Below are 23,034 nucleotides of genomic sequence, written 5' to 3'. Positions count from 1 at the left end.
AACGGAGCGTCGAGTCCCTTGCGTATTTCGCATCCACAACCGTGCAGGCCTCATCCATGTCCAAGAATCAAGCCCTCTTCGAACGCGCTCAGCAAACCATTCCCGGCGGCGTGAATTCGCCGGTGCGCGCGTTCCGCTCGGTCGGCGGCACGCCGCGCTTCATCGAGCGCGCGGAAGGCCCGTACTTCTGGGACGCCGAGGGCAAGCGCTATATCGACTACATCGGCTCGTGGGGCCCGATGATTCTCGGCCACGTGCATCCCGAAGTGCTCGACGCCGTGCAGCGCGTGCTCGCCCACGGCTTCTCCTTCGGCGCGCCGACCGAGGCGGAAATCGAGATCGCCGAGGAAATCTGCAAGCTCGTGCCGTCGATCGAACAGGTGCGCATGGTGTCGAGCGGCACCGAAGCGACCATGAGCGCGCTGCGCCTCGCGCGCGGCTTCACGGACCGCAGCCGCATCGTCAAGTTCGAGGGTTGCTATCACGGTCACGCGGACAGTTTGCTCGTGAAGGCGGGTTCGGGCCTGCTCACGTTCGGCAATCCGACTTCGGCGGGCGTGCCCGCGGATATCGCGAAGCACACCACCGTGCTCGAGTACAACAACGTCGAGCAACTGAACGAAGCCTTCGCGGCGTTCGGCGCGGAGATCGCCTCGGTGATCGTGGAGCCGGTCGCGGGCAACATGAATCTCGTGCGCGCGACGCCCGAGTTCCTGAGCGCACTGCGCGCGCGTTGCGACGAGTACGGCTCGGTCCTGATTTTCGACGAAGTGATGTGCGGCTTTCGCGTCGCGCTTGGCGGCGCGCAGCAGGTCTACGGCATCAAGCCCGACCTGACCTGCCTCGGCAAGGTGATCGGCGGCGGCATGCCGGCCGCGGCCTTCGGCGGGCGCCGGGACATCATGGCGCATCTCGCGCCGCTCGGCGGTGTGTATCAGGCAGGCACGCTGTCCGGCAATCCCATCGCGGTCGCGGCCGGGCTCAAGACCTTGCAGCTGATCCAGCGCCCCGGCTTCTACGACGACCTCGCGAAGCAGACGCGCAAGCTCGTCGATGGCCTGAGCGCCGCCGCGCGCGATGCCAAGGTGCCCTTCTCGGCCGACTCCATCGGCGGCATGTTCGGCCTTTACTTCGCCGAGCAGGTGCCGGTGAGCTTTGCCGAAGTCACGCAGGGCGACACGCGGCGCTTCAACACGTTCTTCCACGCCATGCTCGATGCCGGCGTGTACTTCGCGCCATCGGCATTCGAAGCCGGTTTCGTCTCCAGCGCGCACGACGACGCCGTGATCGACGCAACCCTCGAAGCGGCGCGCGGCGCATTCGCGTCGCTCGCGGCTTAAACCTCGGGCGCGGCGACCGCGATGTTTTCGCAAACCGACTTCACGCACATGGAGCGCGCGCTCGCGCTCGCCTCGCGCGGCATGTACACGACGACGCCCAATCCGCGCGTCGGCTGCGTGCTGGTCAAGAACGGCGAAGTAATCGGCACGGGCTTCACGCAGCCGGCCGGTCTGGATCACGCCGAAGTCCGCGCGCTCAAGGACGCGCGATCGCGCGGCAAGGACCCGCGTGGCGCAACCGCTTACGTCACGCTCGAACCGTGCAGCCATTTCGGGCGCACGCCGCCGTGCGCGCAGGCGCTCATCGACGCGCGCGTGGAAAAAGTGATCGCCGCGATGGAAGATCCGAACCCGACCGTCTCCGGGCGCGGTCTCGTGATGTTGCGCGATGCGGGCATCGACGTGCGCTGCGGTCTGCTCGCGCACGAGGCGCACGAGATGAACATCGGCTTCGTGTCGCGCATGACGCGGCGGCGGCCGTGGGTGCGCATGAAAGTGGCCGCGACGCTCGATGGCCGCACGGGTTTGCCCTCGGGCGAAAGCCAGTGGATCACGGGTGAGGACGCGCGTGCCGACGGCCACGCATGGCGCGCACGCGCCTGCGCCATCCTCACGGGCATAGGCACGGTGCGCGAGGACAACCCGCAACTGACCGTGCGCGCGGTCGAAACGCCGCGCCAGCCGCAGCGCGTTCTGATCGACAGCCGTCTGGACGTGCCGCTCGATGCACGCATGCTGGAAGGCCCGCCAGCGTGGATCTTCCATTCGGCCAACGCCGATCCCGCGCGCGTCGCGGCGTTGCGTGCGAAGGGCGCGGAGCTGATCGAACTGCCCAACGAACAGGGCAAGGTCGATCTGCCTGCCGTGCTCATCGCGCTTGCGGATCGCGGCATCAACGAATTGCACGTCGAAGCCGGGCACAAGCTCAATGGCTCGCTATTGCGCGAAGGCTGTGTCGATGAACTGCTGGTGTATCTCGCGCCAAGCCTTCTCGGCAGCGCGCCCGGCATGTTCGACTTCGCGCCGCCCGCCACGCTGGATGCGCGCGCGCATCTCAAGTTTCATCGTATAGACCGGCTCGGCGACGACTTGCGCATTCTTGCGCGTTTCGCCGAGGCAAATGTCACCACCGACGCCTGCTGATCCGCGTGGGTCCGGCCAAGTCAGCTCGTCAAGTTAAAGGAAGCAGTCGATGTTCACAGGAATTGTCAGCGCGGTAGGCCGTATCGACCAAGTCACGCCGCTTGGCGCGGAGCCGGAAGCGGGCGTGCGCCTGACGGTCACGGCAGGCGGGCTCGATCTCGCGGATGTCGAACTGGGCGACAGCATCGCCATTCAGGGCGCGTGCATGACGGTCATCGAAAAGACCGCGAATGCCTTCGATGTCGATGTCTCGCGCGAAAGCCTCAACAAGACGGTCGGACTCGGCCACGCGGGCGACGAAGTGAATCTGGAAAAGGCGTTGCGCGCGCATGACCGGCTGGGCGGCCACTTGGTCTCGGGCCATGTGGATGGCCTTGGCGAAGTGTCGCGCTTCGAACGCGTGGGCGAATCGCACGAATTGCGCGTCGTCGCGCCGAAGGAGATCGGCAAGTACCTGGCCTACAAGGGTTCGGTGACGGTAAATGGCGTGAGCCTCACGGTCAACTCGGTCAGCGACCGTGCCGATGGCTGCGAATTCTCCATCAACCTCATTCCGCATACCGTCGAAGTTACGACGCTCAAGGCGCTCAAGCCGGGCGCGAAGGTCAATTTGGAGATCGACCTGATCGCGCGCTATGTCGAGCGGATGATGAACGCGTCGTGACGCTTTCCAGTCTTGGCGCTTTGGCGCGGCGCGGCTCAGCGTTCGGGGCCCCAGATGTGATCGAAGTCGAAGGAGACTTCCTTGGTGTGGCGAATGGAGGCGAGCAGCACCGTGTCGCCAATCAGAAGGTACAGAAGCACGTAGTCTTCGAACACGTGTTCGCGTAGTTCGGCGCGCTTCTTGGCTTCCTCGGTTTCTTCGATAAGTTCTTCGCAGGCCAGTATTGCCTGATAGGTATCGGGGTCGGTGTTGAGGAAAGGCCGCCCGATCGCCGGAAAACGCCGCAAAAGCGGCATGACCTTGCTCTCCAGCACTTCCAGCATGCGCTCATAGCTTTGAGGCTGATCCACTCGGCCCCAATAACGCTCGATATCCGCGAGCCGAAGCAGAAATTTCTTCGAGGTGCGGAGAGTCGCGCGTGTGCGTCCATCATTTGGCATCCTCACCCCCGTCTTCCCGTGCGCGCCTTTCGCGTTCCTCGCGCTCCTGACGCAGTCGAGCCCTGATACGCCCTATTGCCTCGCCCGCATCCTCCGTCGGCTCCCCTGCCTTCCACGCCGCGATCGCTTCCTTGGCGTCTTCCAGCAACAGCAAATGAATCCGCGCCCGCTCCGCGCGATAGTAGTGCTCCAGCTTCTCCGTGCTGATCAACGCGACGCTAGCTTCGCCGTTCTTCGTGATGATCTTGTCTGTGCCCTTCTGCACTTCGTCGATGAGCTCCGACAAATTCGCACGCGCCTGCGAAAGGGAGATGACGTCTTTGGGGGTAAAAGCCATTTTAGGCTCCGTGCTATTTAACGTACTCAACATGGTACAGAATTCACACTCGCAAAGGATAAGGAATTCGTATCATCTCAGGCCGCATGAGGCCGCGCCAGTCGTCCAGAAGGAATAGGAAAAATCGCCTGTGCAGGCGACGCCGCGATTTCACCGACTGTCCATCATCGGTGGCGTAAAATACGCCCTTTCCCAATCCGGACCCCTTCGGGACGCCATCATGCCGATCGCCACCACTCCAGAGATCATCGCTGAACTGAAAGCCGGGCGGATGGTGATCCTCGTCGACGAGGAAGACCGCGAAAACGAAGGCGACCTCCTCGTCGCAGCCGATTTCGTCACGCCGGAAGCGATCAATTTCATGGCGAAGCACGGTCGCGGCTTGATCTGCCTCACGCTCACGCAAGAGCGCTGCAAGCAACTGAATCTGCCGCTCATGACCCACCGCAACGGCACGCAGTACGGCACCGCGTTCACGGTCAGCATCGAGGCGGCCGAAGGCGTGACCACCGGCATTTCGGCTTCCGACCGCGCGCGCACGGTCGCGGCGGCGGTCGCGCACGACGCGCGCGCCGAGCACATCGTGCAGCCGGGCCACGTGTTCCCAATCATGGCGCAGCCAGGCGGCGTGCTCGTGCGTGCCGGCCACACGGAAGCCGGCTGCGATCTCACCGCGCTCGCGGGCCTCACGCCCGCATCCGTCATCTGCGAAATCATCAAGGACGACGGCGAGATGGCGCGCCTGCCCGACCTCATGGAATTCGCGGATCAGCACGGGCTCAAGATCGGCACCATCGCCGACCTGATCCACTATCGCAGCCGGACGGAATCGATCATCGAAAAGGTCGGCGAGCGCATCATGCAGACCGCTCACGGTTCGTTTCGCGCGGTGCTCTATCGCGACGAGCCGACGCGTTCGCCGCATATCGCGCTCGTGCGCGGCACGCCCTCGCCCGACCGCGAAACGCCGGTGCGCGTGCACGAGCCGCTTTCGGTGCTCGACTTGCTCGAGATCGATTCTTCCACGCATTCATGGACTATCGACGCGGCCATGAAGGAAATCGCCGCGCGCGATCTCGGCGCCATCGTCATGCTCAATTGCGGCGACACCAAGGAACAACTCGTGGACGTGTTCCGCGCGTTCGACGAGAAGGACAAGGCGCTCGAACTGAAGCGCCGTCCCATCGACTTCAAGACTTATGGCATCGGCGCGCAGATCTTGCGCGACCTGGGCGTCGGCAAGATGCAGGTGCTCGCGAATCCGCGCAAGCTCGGCAGCATGTCGGGCTACGGGCTCGAAGTGACCGGCTTCATCGCCATGCCCGGCTGCCCCGCGACCGCCGCGCCCGCGGACACGCCGGTCTCGCATCTGCGCTCTGCCTGAACGCATCAACTCATTCCAAACCAACGGAACTCATTCATGGAAATCGGACAATACCAGCCGAATCTCGACGGTGACGGTCTGCGCATCGGCATCGTGCAGTCGCGCTTCAACGAACCCGTGTGCAATGGCCTCGCCGATGCATGCATCGAAGAGCTGGAACGCCTCGGCGTGATCGGCGAAGACGTGCTGCTCGTCACCGTGCCGGGCGCGCTCGAAATTCCGCTGGCGCTGCAAAAACTCGCGGAATCCGGCCAGTTCGACGCGCTGATCGCGCTCGGCGCCGTGGTGCGCGGCGAGACGTATCACTTCGAACTGGTTTCGAACGAAAGCGGCTCGGGCATTTCGCGCATTGCGCTCGACTTCGGCGTGCCGGTGGCGAACGCCGTGCTGACGACCGAAAACGACGAACAAGCCGTCGCGCGCATGACGGAAAAAGGCCGCGATGCGGCACGCGTGGCAGTTGAAATGGCGAATCTTTCCGTCGCGCTGGAACAGCTCGGCGGCGACGACGAAGAAGACGAAGACGAGGACCGCGCATGAAGAGCGCTCGACGCCGCTCGCGTGAACTCGCGACGCAAGGGCTTTATCAATGGCTGCTGTCGGGTGCGCCCGGCGGCGAGATCGACGCGCAGTTGCGCAATGCGCAGGGCTTCGACAAGGCCGACCATGAGCATCTGGATGCCATTCTGCACGGCGTGATCAAGGAAGCCGACGTGCTCTCCGAGCAGTTGCAGCCGTGTCTCGACCGGCCGATCGAGCAACTGTCGCCGGTGGAGCGCGCGGTTCTGCTGGTCGCCGCGTTCGAATTCAAGCATCACCTGGACATTCCGTATCGCGTGGTGATTAACGAGGCGGTCGAGCTGACCAAGACGTTCGGCGGTTCGGATGGCTACAAGTACGTGAACGGCGTGCTCGACAAGCTCGCGGTCGCCTTGCGTCCGACCGAGGCGCAGGCGCGCAGATGAATACCGCCACCGAGCCGCTGGTGCGGCTTGCGTCACGGGTCGACGCGATCGAGCCGTTCTACGTGATGGAGTTGATGAAGGACGCGCAGGCGCTGGAACGCGCGGGGCGCGACATCATCCATATGGGTATCGGCGAGCCGGATTTCACGGCGCCCGAACCGGTCACGCGCGCCGCCGCGGATGCCTTGCAGCGCGGCGTCACGCAATACACGAATGCGCTCGGCGTGACCGCGTTGCGCGAGGCGATCTCGCAGCACTATCGCGATGCGTTCGGCCTCACGGTCGACCCGCAGCGCATCGTGGTGACGGCGGGTGCATCGGCGGCGCTGTTGCTCGCGTGCATGACGCTCGTCGATCACGGCGACGAAGTGCTGATGCCCGACCCGTGCTATCCGTGCAACCGGCATTTCGTGTCGGCGGCGGACGGCAAGCCCGTGCTGATCCCAAGCGGCCCGGCCGAGTGCTTTCAGTTGACGGCGGCTCACGTCGAGGAATACTGGCGGCCGCAAACGCGCGGCGTATTGCTGGCGTCGCCGTCGAACCCGACGGGCACGTCCATCGCGCCGGATGAACTGAAGCGCATCGTGAATGCGGTGCGTGCGCGCGGCGGCTTTACGATCGTCGACGAGATCTATCAGGGCTTGAGCTACGACGCGAAGCCCATCTCGGCGCTCTCCTTCGGCGATGATGTCGTCACCGTAAACAGCTTTTCGAAATATTTCAGCATGACCGGCTGGCGGCTCGGCTGGCTGGTCGTGCCGCACGCAATGGTTCCGGCAGTCGAGAAGCTCTCGCAGAACCTTTTCATCTGCGCATCGGCGCTGGCGCAGCACGCGGCGCTCGCCTGCTTCGAGCCGGAGACAATCGCGATCTACGAAGCGCGCCGCCTCGATTTCAAGCGCCGGCGCGATTACATCGTGCCGGCGTTGCGTTCGCTGGGCTTTGGCGTGCCGGTTACGCCCGACGGCGCCTTCTACGTCTATGCGGACACGTTGAGCGTCGCGCACCCCGCAGCCGGTCACAGTGGCGCGCTCACGCAATCGATGCTTCACGATGCAGGCGTCGTGCTCGTACCAGGCGCCGATTTCGGCTTTCATTCGCCCGAGCGCTATATCCGGGTTTCGTACGCGACGGCGCACGCAAAGCTGGAGGAAGCGGTTCATCGCCTGGGCTCGCTTTTCAGCCGATAAATTTGCAGCGAAGAAAAGCAAAAGGGCACCCGAGGGTGCCCTTTTTTACGACTCGACGAAAAAAACTCAGGCGCCGAACTCGGCCGAAGCAACATGCTTCGCTTCACTATCGGTTTCGTCCTGCGATTCCGCTTTCTTCTGATTGTCGATGGTCGCATGCACGCGCTTGCTGCCATCCGCCGTGGCGGCCGACGTAGAAGCGAGAACCTGCTTCGGCGCCGCCTGCACGGGCGCTTGGGGCGAGTTGATCGGCACATTGCGGCCACGCGCGACATCGCGCAGACGTGAACGCTCGGCCAGCACCTTCGCGCCGTACCCGCCATCGTCCTGCGTCGACGAACCCACGTAATAACGCAGACCGCCCGCGACCGAACCACCACGCGCGATACAGTCCTTCAGCACCAGCGCGCCGACCTTGATATTCGCGAGCGGATCGAGCGCCGCGTGCGAACCGCCGAAGTACTGGAACTTGTCGGAATGAACCTTCGACATCACCTGCATCAGACCCTGCGCACCCACGCCGCTTTCGGCATACGGATTGAAGCCGGACTCGATCGCCATTACCGAAAGCAACAGCAACGGATCGAGGCCTACTTCGCGGCCGGTATCGAAGGCCGCGCGCACGAGCTCGCTGACCGGGTCCTGCGCCACGCGATATCGCCGCGCGATGAAGCTGGCGACGAGTTGCTGCTCACGCGTCGAGATGAGGACGCGGTCGTCGCGGGCATCGGCGACGACGCGTTGGGCGGGAATCAGACTCGCGAGCATGCCGACGGAGGGCATGGTGCGCGGATCGAGCCCGTTAGGCGATACGGCGAGGCTGATGCCGCCCGTAAGCTGGCGGGCGCTGGCGTCGTCGTAGGTCGCGGCGCCGAGCGACGGAGCGGCGGTTGCGGGCACTTCGCGCGCATCCGCGGCCCGTGCTTTCGACACGAGATTGACAGCCAGATTCGACTCGACCGGCGGCCGATGCACCGCCGCGAACGGCGGCAGCGGCTGCCCCGCGAGCAAGCGAGCCGGACCGGCCTGCACGGCCGCCGAAACGAACGGCATGATTCGTGCGGCGAAGGTCGTACGCCAGGAAGGCAGGAGCCAAAGTGCGAAAGCCGTGATGACGGCGGCGCCGCCGACGAGGCTGAAGAGATGCTGACTCAAACGGCGTCCGCGACGCAGCGCAATGCGCACGATCTGCGCTGCGCGGGTGTCGGAACCCCAGAAAACCGAAGCGTTCATCTATGCTCCCAATGTTGCTTGATTTAACGCAGATGAATACGAATAAAACGCGAATTCAATGCGTAAATCAGACACCGCTCGCTCTCGGCAAGCACAAACGGCATCGGGGAAACGGCATGGAGCCGTCTGGAAAGCCGCCGGTTAAAAAGTTGACCGGAGTGCGCGGCACGAACTGCATGCCATGAATGCGCAGAGGCTTTCCACGCGAAAAACCGGCGCTGGTAACGCCGGCCGTGACAACCAACAGCCATGAATCGCCGGGCATGTTCGGCGCAGGCGACGCATGTGCGTCTGAAAGACCTGAGGCAGCGGTAAAAAGTTTCAAAACCCGCAAAGGATGGCAAAGGATTCTAGCAGGCTTTAATCATCCGTCAATGCTATAGACTTCCGTCTCAATTACTTAAAGTAATAACGAACAGTGTTCAGTTGCCGAAAACCGCGCCAGTTGGGGCATTGGAAGCGGAATTTGCTGAATGTCTCCGAACGCACCGACGCGAGCGCATGTAAAATCGACAATCGTCTGGCGCGCAGCCGTCCCGCCCTTCTGGGCCGTCCTCGAGTCCCTTTCTGATCATCGATGAAATACAAAGATCTGCGCGACTTCACCGCCCGCCTCGAAGCGCTAGGTGAACTGCGCCGTGTTCGGCAGCCCGTTTCCCCCGTTCTCGAAATCACCGAAATTTCCGATCGCGTATTGCGCGCGGGCGGCCCCGCCCTGTTGTTCGAAACGCCAACGGGACATTCCATGCCCGTGCTTGCGAACCTCTTCGGCACGACGCGCCGGGTGGCGCTCGGCATGGGTATCGAAACGCAAGCGCAGAGCGGCAACGATACGGCCCTCGGCAGCGACACCGCCGCGCTCGGCTCGCTGCGCGATGTTGGCCGGCTACTCTCGGCGCTCAAGGAGCCCGAGCCGCCCAAGGGTTTGAAGGACGCGGGCAAGCTGTTGTCGCTTGCCAAGGCCGTTTGGGACATGGCGCCGAAATCGGTGAATTCGCCGCCTTGCCAGGAAATAGTTTGGGAAGGCAACGATGTCGATCTCGCGCGCTTGCCGATCCAAACTTGCTGGCCCGGCGACGCCGGCCCGCTGCTCACCTGGGGCCTCACCGTCACGCGCGGCCCCAACAAGTCGCGGCAGAATCTCGGCATTTATCGGCAACAGCTGATCGGACGCAACAAACTCATCATGCGATGGCTCGCTCATCGCGGCGGCGCGCTCGACTTTCGCGAATTCGCGCTTGCCAATCCCGGCAAGCCGTATCCCGTGGCGGTCGTGCTCGGCGCCGATCCCGCGACGATCCTCGGCGCCGTCACGCCGGTGCCCGATTCGTTGTCCGAGTATCAGTTCGCGGGGCTGCTGCGCGGCTCGCGCACTGAACTGGCGAAGTGTCTGACGCCTGGCGTCGACACGCTGCAAGTGCCGGCGCGCGCGGAGATCGTGCTCGAAGGCTTCATCCATCCGCAAGACGGCGCGCCGCCGCCTGCCCCTGCGGGCGCGCCGCCGCGTCCGTCCGCGGGGGCATCCGCGAAATACGAACACGCGCTCGAAGGTCCGTACGGCGATCACACCGGCTACTACAACGAACAGGAGTGGTTCCCGGTCTTCACCGTCGAAAAGATCACCATGCGGCGCGACGCCCTCTTCCATTCGACCTATACCGGCAAGCCGCCCGACGAACCGGCCGTGCTCGGCGTCGCGCTCAACGAAGTCTTCGTGCCGCTCCTCCAGAAGCAGTTCACCGAGATCACGGACTTCTATCTGCCGCCAGAAGGCTGCAGTTATCGCATGGCCATCGTGCAGATGAAGAAGAGCTATCCCGGCCACGCCAAGCGCGTGATGTTCGGCGTATGGAGTTTCCTGCGGCAGTTCATGTACACGAAGTTCATCGTCGTGGTCGATGAAGACGTGAACGTGCGCGACTGGAAGGAAGTCATCTGGGCGATCACGACGCGAGTGGACCCCGTGCGCGATACCGTGCTCGTGGACAACACGCCGATCGACTATCTCGACTTCGCGTCGCCCGTGGCGGGTCTCGGCTCGAAGATGGGACTCGACGCGACCAACAAATGGCCCGGCGAGACCACGCGCGAATGGGGCCGCCCGATTGTCATGGACGAAGCCGTCAAGCGCCGCGTCGATACGTTGTGGAGCGAACTCGGCCTCGACACGTCGTCATCGGCGAGAAAAGCATGATCGGGGCGACGGTTTTTCGTGGCGATGTCATCGAAAACACGCATGCGGCGCATGTCGCAGTGGTCGATGCATCCGGGCGCGTGCTGCATTCGTTCGGCGATCCATATCGCGTGACTTTGCCGCGCTCGGCGGCGAAACCCGCGCAGGCGTTGGCCGTGCTCGAAACCGGCGCGCTCGAACGCTTCGGCTTCAGCGAAGAAGATCTGGCGTTGATGTGCGCGTCGCATAACAGCGAGCCGCGTCATATCGAGCGCGCGCGGGCGATGCTCGCGAAAGCCGAAGCAAGCGAAGCCGATCTTCGCTGCGGCGGCCATCCGCCCATTTCCGATGCCGTCTTCCGCGACTGGATCAAACGCGATTTCACGCCGACGCCCGTGTGCAGCAATTGTTCCGGCAAGCACGCCGGCATGCTGGCCGGCGCGCGCGCCATGAATGCGCCGCTCGACGGTTATCATCTGCCCGCGCATCCGCTGCAGGCGTGGGTCAAGCGGACGATGGCGCGCGTCGTTGATCTCGCCGACGACGAAGTGCAATGGGCCATCGACGGCTGCAATCTGCCGACGCCCGCCTTCCCACTCGATCGCCTCGCGCGGCTCTTCGCAAAGATCGCCGATGCGCCGGACGGTACGCCGCTCGCGCGTATCTACGAGGCGATGACGGCGCATCCCGAACTCGTCGCCGGCGAAGGCCGCTTCTGTACGCTGCTGATGCAAACCTTCGGCGGCACGCTCGTCGGCAAGACCGGCGCGGACGCGTGCTACGCCATTGGCGTGCGGCGCCCCGAAGGCACACTCGGCATCGCGGTGAAGGTGGAAGACGGCAACACCGGCGTGCTCAACGCGGTCGTCGTGCATGTACTCGAACGGCTTGGCATAGGCACGGACCAGCAGCTTGGCGCGCTCGCACGCTTTCGCCACCCGCCAATGCGCAACACGGTCGGCGTACCGACCGGCCGCCTCGACATCCACTTCGCGCTACGCGATCACTAAAAAAAAGACGATGCACTCGTGGTCCCTGCTGTCCGACGGCTTCTTTTTGTCGTTGTCGCTGTGTCTGGATATTGGCATTGCCAATGTCGCGATCATTTCGCTCGTGCTGTCGCACGGCTTCAAACCAGGATTCGTGCTCGGCCTCGGGACCTGTTTCGGCGATCTCTTCTACGCGGCGCTCGCGCTGGCCGGCATGTCGGCGCTTCTGCAATTCGCGGCCGTGCGATGGGTCGTGTGGATCGGCGGGGCGATCGTGCTTCTGTTCCTCACGTGGAAGATGGCGCGCGAGGCGCTGAATCCCGCATCCGCGCCGCCTGTCGAAGGCGAAGCCGACGACCGTCTGCCACGCCAAAGTCATGCGAAGAGTTTCGTGCGTGGCTGTTTGCTCGCGGTGTCGTCGCCAAGTGCGATTCTCTGGTTCGCGGCCGTGGGCGGCGCGTTGATCGCCAAGGCCGGCGCGACCAGCGCGATGAGCGCGTCCGTGTTCCTGATCGGCTTCTTTTGCGGCGGACTCGGCTGGACGCTCTTCGTCTGCACGCTGGCGAGCCACGGCCGCAAGCGCGCGGGCACGAGCCTGCTGCGCGCGTGTCATGTGCTTTCGGCCGTGCTATTCGCTTATTTCGCGTACAGCGTGATCGTCAATGGTTACCGCGATCTGATCGTGCACGCGCCGGTTTGAGCGGCGCGTGCCTTTCGCGCGATGAGCGAGCCCACGTCAGGCGACGAACTCCGCCAGACGCGCCAGATCGACGTTGCCGCCGCTCACGATCACACCCACGCGCTTGCCTTCCACCGGCACCACTTTTTGCAACACCGCCGCGGCGGCCAGACAGCCGGTCGGCTCGACGACCATCTTCATGCGTTGCGCGAAAAAGCGCAGCGTGTCGATCAACTGGGCGTCGCTCACGGTGACGATGCTGTCCACATGACGCTGGATGATCGGGAAGTTGTATTCGCCAACGTGCGTGGAAGCGGCGCCATCGGCGATCGTGCGCGGCACTTCAATATGCACGATCTCGCCGCGCGCGAGTGACTGCTGCGCGTCGTTGCCCGCTTCCGGCTCAACGCCGATCACCTTGCACGACGGGCTGAGCGCGGCAGCGGCGAGAGCGCATCCGCCGATCAGCCCGCCGCCGCCGAGGCAGACGAACAGGTAATCCAGCGGTCCGGTTTCTTCGATCAATTCCTTTGCCGCCGTGCCCTGCCCCGCGATCACATGTGGATGATCGTATGGCGGGATCAGGGTCATGCCGCGTTCCTCTGCGAGCGCGCGGCCGATTTCCTCGCGGTTCTGCGTATAGCGATCGTAGGTGATCACTTCGCCGCCATAGCCGCGCGTCGCGGCCATCTTCGCGGCAGGCGCGTCTTCGGGCATGACGATGGTCGCGCGGATGCCCGCGAGCTTCGCCGACAACGCGATGGCCTGCGCATGATTGCCCGACGAGTACGTGATAACGCCGGCTTTACGCTGGGCATCGTCGAAATGGGACAACGCGTTATAGGCGCCGCGAAACTTGAACGCGCCCATGCGCTGGAAGTTTTCGCATTTGAAGAAGAGCGACGCGCCCGACATGGCGTCGGCCGTGGTGGACGTGAGAACCGGCGTGCGATGCGCGACGCCTTCGATGCGGCGAGCGGCATCGGCGACGTCTTCGAAGGTAGGTGCGGGAAGTGAGGACATGGGACGAGGACGAGGGGTGAGGAGAGCCGTCATTGTCCCAGTTATGACGCGCTTCTGAAAAGCGATGCCGCAATGAAAAAAGCGATGCAGGTCCGCTTGGGGACATGCATCGCCAGGAGATTCGACAGCCGAATTGTCGATTAGCGGTGCCAGTAGCCCGGACCGCCCCGATAGTAGCCGGGACCGCCCCGGTAGTAGCCGTGATGATAGTAAGGGCGACCGTAGTAGCCGTAACCATAGCTTCCGACGACGACCGGAGGCGGCGGCGCATAGACCACGGGCGGCGGCGGCGCAACATACACCGGCTGCTGCGGCGCTACGTACACCGGCGCGGGCGGCGCGACATAAACCGGCGGCGGCGGCGCCTGATACACCGGATACGCGGGAACCCCGATCCCGATGCCCACCGAAACATGCGCATGTGCAGCGCCAACAATGCCGACACCCAGCGCCCCTGCAACCATCCAATAAGCGAACCTTTTCACCTTCGTTCTCCTCGCCGCCTGCTGCCGATCCGTACGGCACGACAAACGACGGTATGGCTTCAATCTATCGAAAAAGGCCAAACGCCGCTGGAACCATATGTTGCAAATTGCAAGTTTTCTTACGCTTCTGGAAAGGCTAGAACGCGTGCGCCCACGCGAGTCGGCCGTCCGGCGTGCCTTTCGATCAGCAAAAGTCCTGCGACCGGACTTTCGCCGCCCAGCAAGTAACGACATTTACAAATGCAAAGAAAAACCCCGCCGGGCAATCGATCAGGCGGGGCTTTGCAAACACAAAGTTCGAATAGCGACGACGCTTCAACCCACCTTCACATAAGCGAATTCGCGCGAGACATTCGGCGGCACGTATGCCCCGCTGATGACCACCCGAGGCGTTAGACGCTTTTTCTGATCCCACCAGCGACGCCGCTGGGCCTGGCTCAAGAATCGCAAATGTTTTCGATAAGAGAAAATGCTCACAGCGACCTCCGAACGTAGCGATTAAGCCTCACGGAAAACCGTGCGCTTTCTCGCGCCACCGTTTTCCCTGTTGATCCGTCTTTTCTTTAGTATTCGCGCCCTGTCCGTGCATCAATGTGCGGGATAGAACCCAAGCCTTTCGATCGGTGTGTGTTGAACCACATTCGGCGTTAAGACTCGCGGGCTTTCAGACAAAAGCGGGAAATGGTTCCGAAGGCCTCGGCTGCTTGTGCTTTTCCGGCCAGCTTTACGCCTCGTTGCCAGAAGAATCCCCAGCTTTTCTATGTAACCCGTTTCGCTTTTCGTTGCCCTATCCTGCCAGTTCTACGTAAAACGCGCCTTTTGCGATCGTCTCGAATTGACAACACTAGGGTTTTCCGTCGCGAGAATCTCTTTCCTACAGGTTCGCGAAACCTCCTTGCATGCGCCTTTCAAGCCGCGGAACCTCAAACGGCCGCGCCTTGTGCGACAACGCGCCCAAGCCGCCGTCAAGCCATGTTAAGGTGACGTCCGGCGCCCCACCGAGCTTATCCGGTGGGCGGGGAAGCAGGCGCAGAAAAGCCGCCGTGTCCGCAGGACGAGTCAGTCGAGAACGAACGACGATCAAGGTCGGCATCGACGCTTCGCTTGTTGGCGGGTTATCGCGCGGCGCAAGACTTATCGATTACGCACCTGCGCATCTTTTCGCGGCGAGTGGCCCGGCCGTCGCCTTCCCTAGCTTCGCTCACCCTATCCAGCGCAGGTTCGAACCCTGTGCGGCTTCATCGAGGAACCGAGATGTTCGGCGAGATCGCCCGTTTTCTGCTTAATACCGTCTTCACTCTGTTCGGCGCGGCGCTTTTGCTGCGCGCATGGATGCAGGTCGTGCGCATGCCGCCCTATAACCCGGTCTCGAACGGCGTGATGCAGGCAACCAACTGGATCGTGTTGCCGCTGCGCAAGATCCTGCCCGGCGGCAAGATCGACTGGGCGAGCATTCTCGCCGCGTTCATCGCCTCGCTCGTCTATGTGACGTTGATGGTCGTGCTGGCCAACGTCGATCCGACGCTCATGATGCCGATGATCCTGCTCGTCGCCCTGCTCACCGTCGTGAAGTGGGCGCTGAACCTCATCATCTGGATGACGATTCTGATGGCGCTGCTTTCGTGGCTCAATCCGCAATCGCCGGCCATGCCGCTTTTGTTTCAGATCACCGCGCCGTTTCTCGATCCACTGCGACGTATTTTGCCGCGCTTGGGCGGCATCGATTTGTCACCGATCCTGCTGTTCGTCATCGTGCAGGTATTGTTGATGGTGGTCACGCGTCTCGCCGTTTCGATGACCTTGTTCGGCATCTAAACGAAGCGCGCAAGGTGGCCGGCGCCGGGGCAGCAATTGCGCTGTGCCGCGCCGCCGCTTAAAATAGCGGGCTCACGCGGGCGTCGTATAATGGCCATTACCGTAGCTTCCCAAGCTGCAGACGTGGGTTCGATTCCCATCGCCCGCTCCAGCATCGCCGAGAAAGCCGCCTGTCGTTGTCCGGGCGGCTTTTTAGTTTCCACGCTCTGCACGCGTGCGGATTCGCCAGCCGCGCCGCGTTAGTCACGCACTCTGCTCTCGCCATGAATCACGATTCCCAGGACGACGCCACGTCGTCTAGCGCTCCCGCCGACGAAACCTCCACGCTGCGCCATCGCCGCATCCGCAGCTTCGTGACGCGCGCGGGCCGCGTGTCGCCGGGCCAGCAGCGCGCCATCGATCAACTCGGACCACGTTACATCGTGCCGTATGACGCGCAAGTCGCCGACTGGTCAGCCGTGTTCGGACGCGGAGCGCCGCGCGTGCTGGAAATCGGCTTCGGCATGGGCGGGACAACAGCGGAAATCGCGGCCAAGCGTCCGGGCGACGACTTCATCGGCGTGGAAGTGCACGAGCCGGGCGTGGGCGCCTTGCTGAAGCTGATTGGCGAACAAGGGCTCGGCAACCTGCGAATTCTTCAGCACGACGCCGTGGAAGTGCTCGAACACATGATCGCGCCGGCTAGTCTGGATGGCGTACACATTTATTTCCCCGATCCGTGGCACAAGGCGCGGCATCACAAGCGGCGGCTGATTCAACCGAAGTTCGTGGCTTTGCTCGTGTCGCGCGTGAAACCGGGCGGTTATGTGCATCTTGCGACCGACTGGCAAGACTATGCCGAACAAATGCTCGAAGTGCTGTCCGCCGAACCCGCGCTTCAAAATACCGCCGATGGTTATGCGCCGCGCCCGGATTATCGTCCGGTGACCAAGTTCGAGAAACGCGGATTAAATCTCGGTCATGGCGTTTGGGACTTGCTGTTCCGCCGCGTTTGAAGACGATCAATCTGCCTTTGAATCGAGACGCGGACATTTAGTCACGTCCAAAAAACAAAACCCCACGCTTCGAAAAGACGTGGGGTTCAACTCCCGCCAGAAAGCGTGCGTGACTTTCAGTCAGCCCAACTCAAACCGCCGCTATAACCGACAATCAGAATCAACAAGCCAAAGCCGATGCGATACCACGCGAACGCCGAAAAATCGTGCGAGGCGACGTAACGCAGCAGCCATCGAATACAGATAAACGCGCTCACGAACGCCGCCACTAGCCCGATTGCAAAGAGCCCGAGATCGTTCACGCTCAGCGTGCGCCAGTACTTCGCCATTTCGTAGAGCGTTGCGCCGAAGATGATCGGAATCGCCAGAAAGAATGAGAACTCCGTGGCCACGCGGCGTTCGAGTCCGAACAGCATGCCGCCGATGATCGTCGCTCCCGAGCGCGACGTGCCCGGAATCAGCGCGAAACATTGCGCTAATCCGACCTTGAGGGCGTCGGAGTAAGAGAGGTCGTCGATGGAAGTCACGCGCGGCGCGGCGGCGCGGTCACGCTGACGCGCTTCCGCCCACAATATGACGATGCCGCCCACGATCAGCGCCACCGAAACCGGCACCGGCGAGAACAACACCGCCTTGATGCTTTTCTCGAACAAAAGACCGAGGGCGATGGCCGGAATGGTCGCGATGATCACGTTGAGCGTGAAGCGCCGCGCGTCCGGCCGTGACGGCAAACCGGTGACTACCGAGCCGATTTTTTTGCGATATTCCCAGCAGATGGCGAGAATCGCGCCGAACTGAATGACGACATCGAAGGTTTTAGCCTGCGCGTCGGTAAAATTCAGGAGACTGCCTGCGACGATCAGATGTCCGGTGCTCGAGACCGGCAGAAATTCGGTCAACCCTTCCACGACGCCCAGAACGAGCGCCTTCACCATCAATATCCAGTCCATCCGTCAGCCCTTTTTCGCTGTTATCGCCGTTCGTGTGGAGCACCCCGCGCCAAGATTTCGACTTATTTTTCGACGATCTGAACACGTATGCCGTTTGTAAGGACTGTGATTGTACCGGGTTCGTAAGAAACGCCGGCGAACTGCAATTCTTCGGGTTTGAAGGTGTGGATGGGATACCGTTCGAGCAATTGCGCCGCGAGCATGGCACCGGCGGCAGCGATCTGCTGATTGTATTGCGCGGCGTCCCCTGAGAACTGCGAATCATCGACGCTTGGCGAGACGAGGATCACCGAGCGGCTTTGCGCGTCATAGCCGAGTTGCGTCGAGAGCGTGAATGCGCCGTTGACGGGGTTGGGCATGAAGGGCGTGGTGAAGCGCGCATCGACATGCACGGTTACGCGATTACGATCAGGCGCCATGCCGATGACGGGATTGCTCAACACGACATCGACGATCTGCGAGATCGTGCGTTGCAAGGGAAACTTGCGCGCGACGGCTTCCTGGACTTGCTGCTGAGAGAACGTGTAGTGATCCGGAATGAACGGGAAGATGGAATTCGAAGCTGCTTGCGTCACCGATGACGCGCCAAGCGCCGGCAAGGCGATGAGCGTGGCAAGCAGGAACCGGCGCCGGGTTAGCGCGACGGGGTTGGACATGCGGGAGTCTCCGGGGGCTGAACTGTGAAATGCGGTGAGGCTAAAAACCGGTCATTGGACCACTGAACTTCAATGCGGTTGCGTGGCGACTTCAAGTTTGGCGATCCACGCGAGCGCAAACTCCCGCGTCTCCCCACACATCTCCGCCGAAGCCTGCAACCCGCCGCAACAAGCCGGTCTGCGCGGATCGCCGAAAATCGCGCAACGCAGATCATCGCCGAGTTGCACGCAGCGTTCGCCGGCCGGCTTGCCGTTTGGCATCCCCGGAATCGGACTCGTAATGGAAGGCGCGATGCAGCACGCACCGCACCCTTCGCGGCACGCATGCGGCGCGCTCGAAGCAGTCGACATGACATTGGCTCAAAAGCGTAAAACCGCATTGTCCCACGCCTGAAGTTTGCGTTTCGTCAAACCCGGAAGCCGTACTGCGACCTTATCTCGCAATTGCCGCGCGCCTCGCGCTTTTACACTCGTGCGCAAGCCCAAGGTCCGTTATGACATCCTCGAATACCTTCTTCCGCCCCGATCTCCTCGAACGTTACGACGCGCACGGTCCGCGCTACACGTCCTATCCGACCGCCGTCCAGTTCATCGATTCCTTCGACCCGAAGCATTACTGCGAGGCGGCAATGAAAGCCGATCCGGCCGCCGATCTATCGCTCTACTTCCACATTCCGTTTTGCGACACCGTCTGCTTCTATTGCGGCTGCAACAAGGTCGCGACGAAAAATCGCGCGCATGCGCGGCCGTATCTCGACCGCATGAAGCGCGAACTTGCGATGCACGCCGCGCTTGTCGATACCCGCCGTCCCGTGACGCAACTGCATTGGGGCGGCGGCACGCCCACGTTTCTCTCGCACGCCGAGATGACGGAGTTGATGGCCGCGACCGCCGAGCACTTCAACCTCGTATCCGACGATCGCGCCGAGTATTCGATCGAAGTCGATCCGCGCGAGGCATCGGCGGAAACGATTGGTGTGCTGCGTGAGCTTGGCTTTAATCGGCTGAGTCTGGGCGTGCAGGATTTCGACGAACGTGTGCAGCGGGCGATCAACCGCGTGCAGCCTTATGCGATGACCGAAGGCGTCATGCAGGCGGCGCGGCGAAATGGCTTCAAGTCGATTAGCGTCGATTTGATTTATGGCTTGCCTCATCAGAGCGTCGAGAGTTTTGCGCGCACGCTCGATGCGATGATCGCGCTCGCGCCGGATCGTGTCTCGGTGTTTGGTTATGCGCATATGCCGGCGCTGTTCAAGATGCAGCGGCAGATCGATGAATCCGCGCTGCCCTCGCCTGCCGTGCGGCTTGCGATTCTCGGGCGCGTGATCAAGCGCATGAGCGACGCGGGGTATGTTTATATCGGCATGGATCATTTTGCGTTACCCGGTGATGAACTTTCTCTCGCGCTCGCGGACGGGACGCTTCAGCGGAATTTTCAGGGATATAGCACGCGTGGGGATTGTGATTTGATTGGGATCGGGGCTTCGGCGATTGGAAAGATCGGCGATGTCTACGCACAGAATGCGCGTGGTGTCGATGAGTACGCGGCTGCTATCGACGATGGACGGCTTGCCATTGCGCGTGGGGTGCGGTTGTCGGCTGATGATCTTCTGCGGCGTGATGTCATCATGCGGTTGATGTGCGGTGGTGGGCTGCGGTTCGATGAGATCGAGCGGGTGCATGGCATTGCGTTTGAGAGCACTTTCGCCGATGAACTCGCGCGGCTTGAGGCTATGGTCGATGATGAGCTTGTTGAGATTGGACGCGACGGGATTCGGGTGTTGCCTGCGGGACGCATGCTGGTGCGGAACGTGGCTTCTGTGTTTGATGCTTATCTCGGACAGGCGAGTGTGAAGCGGTTTTCGCGGATGGTTTGAGTGGGCATTATCGGCAATCGAAATCGAGAATCCAGAACAAGCAATTCAGGAAAACGGCTGTGCTCTTGCGAACCTCGCATGTTTGAAGCCCGGTTTGACTATGCGGGATCGACTGGATGATTTAGCGGGAACGGCTGCGATCGGCCACTAACAGCCGCCCACATGCGTCGACACTCGGACGTTCGAGCGTCGGCTCCCCTCCGTAATCGGTCATTCAATCGTCGAAGACGACCGCAAGGCGCCGGAGCGTAGTTCTGTCTCATGTTTATGTTCGATTTCTTTTTAATATTCAGTGCATTGCGGCCCAAGTTGCCGCGCTTTGTGCCTTTTCGTCCCAATGAAGCGATAGGCGGTCGGATCATGGTGCGCTCATGCGCCTGTTCCAGCCGGGAAACTGGATGCGAGCTTCGCTATGCTGAAGAAAAAGGGTTTCCGACCTGGTGGATTCCTTGTGCAGCCACATGATCGCGGATTGTGTCTCGTGGAATGACTGCGGTCATATGAAGTTTGTTCGATGGGACACACAACCTGTGGTCGCATGAAATTCTTAAGCTTGAAAGCGGGGCATTTACCAACTATCTTCACTTACATCCGTCGCGCAAGACGCGTCGTGCAAAGCGGTTTCTTCATAGTTCAGAATAAATTTCAGGAGCGGCTGTGAAGATTTCTTCTATGGTGGCGATGAAAAATAGCGCCCGCGCCCGCTGCGCATATGCCTTCAGCATATCTTCCTTGATTATCATGACCGTCTCGTCCTGCACGACGACCCAGACGGTCAACCCACCAGTTACCACTACGTTCGACGAGTTCGAATCGTCCATCGCGCACACGCTTGTCGGCGACGAATTGTCCAATAACTTTCTGATTTCTCCAACGCCCGGCGGTGCTTATCCAGTTGGGACGCTTTTACCCTACGGGCGCACAGTGGAAATTTTCGATGAATGCACGGTCGATCAACCAGCGCTTTATGACGTAGCAAGACTTGACTCTTCCTACACACTTACGCGAGGTGTAGCACTCGATGCAGGACTTAGCCAAGCGATTGGCCCGCTTGCTTCATTAGGAATCACGATAACCGATAACTCTAACGTGACACTCGGTCTAGCTGATGCCAAGATTCAGCAATTAAGCTTCGCGCAATTAAACTCTCTTCTTTCTAAGCCTGATTGTAAGGCTAAGATCAGTGGTCAAAATTTGCTTGTCGTACGCGGCTATGTTCAAGCAAAACGAACGTTTAGTACCAAAGTTGTGAATACCGGAGAGTTTAAAGCCGGCATAAAACAGATCGCTTCTCTGGATGCTAAATATGACGCAGGCAGCGCAACCCTAATAGTCAGTGATTCTCAGCCTGCGAACTTCCTTCAAATTACGTCGGTTGTCGTCGTCTCTGCTGCGCCGGGCGCGGCCCCTCCTCCTGCTGCCAGTGGTCCTGGGGTTGTAACGCCCCCACCGACTGCTACGCCGGTCCTCATCAAGCCGACCGCAGCGGCCCCGAGCCCAGCGCAAAAGGGACTGGTATATATCCAGATTGACAAGAATGACCTGCCAGCCAACGGCGAAAAAGTGAGGCAGCTTTTGAGCGGTAAATTTTCAGTCGCACAAAGTGTGGAAAGCATCGCCAGCTCGAAAATGCCAAATACCCCGCAAGTACGGTATTTCAATCCAATGGACAAGAACAGCGCGGACAGTGTTGTTCAAATACTCAAGAGCGAATTTCCAAACGTGTTCGCCAAGTTCGTAGGTCTTCCTGCGCCTCCCGGCCAACTTGAAGTCTGGTTGGCACGGCAAGAATAGAGTTCGCATTAACCATCGCAGGAACGCCGCTCGAGTAAATTTGGCTGGTTTGATGCCCGTGCCGTCGATCTTGTTGGCACGGCTCGAAGACGCGCAACGCCCCGAGTAAGAGAAAAAGCCCGCCATTGCTAGCAGGCAACAAGAATGCGGACACTTATGAAAGTCCCCGCATCAAGTATTGTCCTTTCAGACGGGTACATCAACCGTGCCGGTGAACAACTGCGTTTCGCAGCGACGCTCAAGAAATTGTGAACATCGTCGTTCTCTCAGTTTAACTAACCCAGTCAGAGTTGGGGGAGGAGACTCATCGTCTCAACCATGTCCGAACGAGCGCCGTTAGGCTTCGCTATGGACGTCGTGATGTCGAGCACGCCCGATACGACATCAGACAGCAACAAGAGCGCGCGGGTGCAACTGACCTGCTCACCCAATTCGAGTTGCAAGCACTTCTCGAAGCGTTCAAGTAACTCGGCGGCGCCCTTTTTCGCTCATGAAGTGATTGAGCGCTCCCACATGCCCGCTGTTATGGGTGATGCCGTCGATTCCGTAGTCAATCGCGCGGGTCGCACGCGAGGCAACGAGAGCAGATAGTTCGCAGACGCGTTTTCTTCTCGTCACGCATTGAGATAAGTGGCTTTAAGACTTGCGCACAGAGCCTGCAGGCGGCTGATCGGTTTCTGCATCGTCGATCGTGACGTCGTTTCGGAGATACTCCGCCCTGTCATCAGCGTCTGTGTATTAGTTTGGATGTCTGAAAGCTGCAGCAGTAGCTACTTAGTCCTTTCAAAACGGCGCGAGATTTTCTACTCTTTGGACCCGAGAGGCCCGATAAGGCGAACGTATCGTCGAAGAGCTCGAGTGGACAATTGTGCGTAAGCCGTGCGAGTTAGCGAGTGTATCGT

The 23,034-nt window shown here is 61.3% G+C and carries 23 protein-coding genes and 1 tRNA gene; 15 read left to right on the top strand and 9 right to left on the bottom strand.

The genetic code is table 11. The features are described from left to right. Window positions 1–56 precede the first annotated feature (56 nt). Genes hemL through QCE79_RS03945 form a run of 3 tightly spaced genes read left to right on the top strand, consistent with a single transcriptional unit; the run spans window position 57 to window position 3,147 of the window. Window positions 57–1,340, top strand: coding sequence for a glutamate-1-semialdehyde 2,1-aminomutase (gene hemL, locus QCE79_RS03955; protein WP_309842025.1), 1,284 nt, complete (start codon window positions 57–59; stop codon window positions 1,338–1,340). Between the two features lie 21 nt (window positions 1,341–1,361). Further along, complete coding sequence (gene ribD / locus QCE79_RS03950; RefSeq protein ID WP_244827425.1) at window positions 1,362–2,483, top strand: bifunctional diaminohydroxyphosphoribosylaminopyrimidine deaminase/5-amino-6-(5-phosphoribosylamino)uracil reductase RibD; 1,122 nt, start codon at window positions 1,362–1,364, stop codon at window positions 2,481–2,483. A 49-nt stretch (window positions 2,484–2,532) separates the two neighbouring features. Further along, window positions 2,533–3,147, top strand: a complete 615-nt coding sequence (locus tag QCE79_RS03945) for a riboflavin synthase (protein ID WP_250463953.1) — start codon at window positions 2,533–2,535, stop codon at window positions 3,145–3,147. Window positions 3,148–3,182: 35 nt separating this feature from the next. On the opposite strand, the gene QCE79_RS03940 is transcribed toward QCE79_RS03945, so the two are convergent. Both QCE79_RS03940 and QCE79_RS03935 read right to left on the bottom strand, forming a co-directional pair. After that, window positions 3,183–3,587 (bottom strand): type II toxin-antitoxin system RelE/ParE family toxin, encoded by a 405-nt coding sequence (locus QCE79_RS03940; protein WP_309842022.1) that lies wholly within the window; start codon window positions 3,585–3,587, stop codon window positions 3,183–3,185. Then, window positions 3,577–3,924, bottom strand: coding sequence for a type II toxin-antitoxin system Phd/YefM family antitoxin (locus QCE79_RS03935; protein WP_250525572.1), 348 nt, complete (start codon window positions 3,922–3,924; stop codon window positions 3,577–3,579). Before QCE79_RS03935 ends, QCE79_RS03940 begins: the two co-directional genes overlap by 11 nt. A gap of 220 nt (window positions 3,925–4,144) precedes the next feature. On the opposite strand from QCE79_RS03935, the gene ribBA reads away from it, so the two are divergent. From ribBA to QCE79_RS03915, 4 genes are read left to right on the top strand one after another with little or no spacing between them, the layout of a single operon-like run. Then, window positions 4,145–5,308, top strand: a complete 1,164-nt coding sequence (gene ribBA, locus QCE79_RS03930; RefSeq protein ID WP_244827421.1) for a bifunctional 3,4-dihydroxy-2-butanone-4-phosphate synthase/GTP cyclohydrolase II — start codon at window positions 4,145–4,147, stop codon at window positions 5,306–5,308. A gap of 36 nt (window positions 5,309–5,344) precedes the next feature. Next, a complete protein-coding gene (gene ribH / locus QCE79_RS03925; protein WP_244827420.1) occupies window positions 5,345–5,848 on the top strand; it encodes a 6,7-dimethyl-8-ribityllumazine synthase in 504 nt (167 codons plus the stop codon). Beyond that, on the top strand, window positions 5,845–6,273 hold the full coding sequence (gene nusB / locus QCE79_RS03920) for a transcription antitermination factor NusB (protein ID WP_244827419.1): 429 nt from the start codon (window positions 5,845–5,847) through the stop codon (window positions 6,271–6,273). Before ribH ends, nusB begins: the two co-directional genes overlap by 4 nt. Further along, on the top strand, window positions 6,270–7,463 hold the full coding sequence (locus tag QCE79_RS03915; protein WP_309842017.1) for a pyridoxal phosphate-dependent aminotransferase: 1,194 nt from the start codon (window positions 6,270–6,272) through the stop codon (window positions 7,461–7,463). Before nusB ends, QCE79_RS03915 begins: the two co-directional genes overlap by 4 nt. Window positions 7,464–7,529: 66 nt before the next feature. Here QCE79_RS03915 and QCE79_RS03910 read toward each other — a convergent pair whose 3' ends face one another. Then, window positions 7,530–8,696: a lytic transglycosylase domain-containing protein gene (locus tag QCE79_RS03910; protein WP_250463949.1), complete on the bottom strand. Its 1,167-nt coding sequence runs from the start codon at window positions 8,694–8,696 to the stop codon at window positions 7,530–7,532. 577 nt (window positions 8,697–9,273) lie between these two features. Between QCE79_RS03910 and QCE79_RS03905 the strand changes: the two genes are divergently transcribed. The 3 genes from QCE79_RS03905 to QCE79_RS03895 are packed head-to-tail and all read left to right on the top strand — an operon-like array spanning window position 9,274 to window position 12,558. Next, window positions 9,274–10,890, top strand: coding sequence for a UbiD family decarboxylase (locus QCE79_RS03905; RefSeq protein WP_309842013.1), 1,617 nt, complete (start codon window positions 9,274–9,276; stop codon window positions 10,888–10,890). Next, complete coding sequence (locus QCE79_RS03900) at window positions 10,887–11,879, top strand: asparaginase (RefSeq protein WP_309842009.1); 993 nt, start codon at window positions 10,887–10,889, stop codon at window positions 11,877–11,879. Before QCE79_RS03905 ends, QCE79_RS03900 begins: the two co-directional genes overlap by 4 nt. A gap of 10 nt (window positions 11,880–11,889) precedes the next feature. Continuing rightward, window positions 11,890–12,558, top strand: coding sequence for a LysE family translocator (locus tag QCE79_RS03895; RefSeq protein WP_250492027.1), 669 nt, complete (start codon window positions 11,890–11,892; stop codon window positions 12,556–12,558). Window positions 12,559–12,594: 36 nt separating this feature from the next. Here the strand turns inward: QCE79_RS03895 and QCE79_RS03890 are convergent, their stop codons facing one another. Together QCE79_RS03890 and QCE79_RS03885 are read right to left on the bottom strand one after the other, a co-directional pair. Beyond that, entirely contained in the window at window positions 12,595–13,560 is a 966-nt protein-coding gene (locus QCE79_RS03890) for a threo-3-hydroxy-L-aspartate ammonia-lyase (RefSeq protein ID WP_250463940.1), read from the bottom strand. A gap of 140 nt (window positions 13,561–13,700) precedes the next feature. Then, on the bottom strand, window positions 13,701–14,024 hold the full coding sequence (locus tag QCE79_RS03885; RefSeq protein WP_404989358.1) for a hypothetical protein: 324 nt from the start codon (window positions 14,022–14,024) through the stop codon (window positions 13,701–13,703). A gap of 1,275 nt (window positions 14,025–15,299) precedes the next feature. On the opposite strand from QCE79_RS03885, the gene QCE79_RS03880 reads away from it, so the two are divergent. The 3 genes from QCE79_RS03880 to trmB all read left to right on the top strand — a co-directional run bounded on the left by QCE79_RS03880 (window position 15,300) and on the right by trmB (window position 16,855). Next, window positions 15,300–15,860 (top strand): YggT family protein, encoded by a 561-nt coding sequence (locus tag QCE79_RS03880; protein WP_244827411.1) that lies wholly within the window; start codon window positions 15,300–15,302, stop codon window positions 15,858–15,860. A gap of 76 nt (window positions 15,861–15,936) precedes the next feature. After that, window positions 15,937–16,011 (top strand) — tRNA-Gly (locus QCE79_RS03875). Window positions 16,012–16,123: 112 nt separating this feature from the next. Then, entirely contained in the window at window positions 16,124–16,855 is a 732-nt protein-coding gene (trmB, locus tag QCE79_RS03870; protein ID WP_309841997.1) for a tRNA (guanosine(46)-N7)-methyltransferase TrmB, read from the top strand. A gap of 116 nt (window positions 16,856–16,971) precedes the next feature. Here the strand turns inward: trmB and QCE79_RS03865 are convergent, their stop codons facing one another. The 3 genes from QCE79_RS03865 to QCE79_RS03855 form a co-directional block, all read right to left on the bottom strand. Beyond that, complete coding sequence (locus QCE79_RS03865; protein WP_309841994.1) at window positions 16,972–17,805, bottom strand: undecaprenyl-diphosphate phosphatase; 834 nt, start codon at window positions 17,803–17,805, stop codon at window positions 16,972–16,974. Between the two features lie 62 nt (window positions 17,806–17,867). Further along, complete coding sequence (locus tag QCE79_RS03860) at window positions 17,868–18,461, bottom strand: DUF1439 domain-containing protein (protein ID WP_250463932.1); 594 nt, start codon at window positions 18,459–18,461, stop codon at window positions 17,868–17,870. A 69-nt stretch (window positions 18,462–18,530) separates the two neighbouring features. After that, window positions 18,531–18,812, bottom strand: coding sequence for a YkgJ family cysteine cluster protein (locus QCE79_RS03855; protein ID WP_250492023.1), 282 nt, complete (start codon window positions 18,810–18,812; stop codon window positions 18,531–18,533). A 143-nt stretch (window positions 18,813–18,955) separates the two neighbouring features. Here QCE79_RS03855 and hemN point away from each other — a divergent pair, with 143 nt between their 5' ends. Then, on the top strand, window positions 18,956–20,338 hold the full coding sequence (gene hemN, locus QCE79_RS03850; protein WP_309841988.1) for an oxygen-independent coproporphyrinogen III oxidase: 1,383 nt from the start codon (window positions 18,956–18,958) through the stop codon (window positions 20,336–20,338). A gap of 657 nt (window positions 20,339–20,995) precedes the next feature. After that, entirely contained in the window at window positions 20,996–22,132 is a 1,137-nt protein-coding gene (locus QCE79_RS03845; RefSeq protein ID WP_309841985.1) for a hypothetical protein, read from the top strand. Between the two features lie 284 nt (window positions 22,133–22,416). Here QCE79_RS03845 and QCE79_RS03840 read toward each other — a convergent pair whose 3' ends face one another. Then, the gene (locus QCE79_RS03840; RefSeq protein WP_309841982.1) at window positions 22,417–22,575 is read right to left on the bottom strand and encodes a hypothetical protein; all 159 of its coding nucleotides are present in this window, start codon (window positions 22,573–22,575) and stop codon (window positions 22,417–22,419) included. Window positions 22,576–23,034 lie beyond the last annotated feature (459 nt).

Source organism: Caballeronia sp. LZ003 (assembly GCF_031451465.1).
Taxonomy (GTDB): Bacteria; Pseudomonadota; Gammaproteobacteria; order Burkholderiales; family Burkholderiaceae; genus Caballeronia.
The sequence above is the reverse complement of the archived record's forward strand: the minus strand, read 5'-3'. Positions and strand labels throughout refer to the sequence as shown.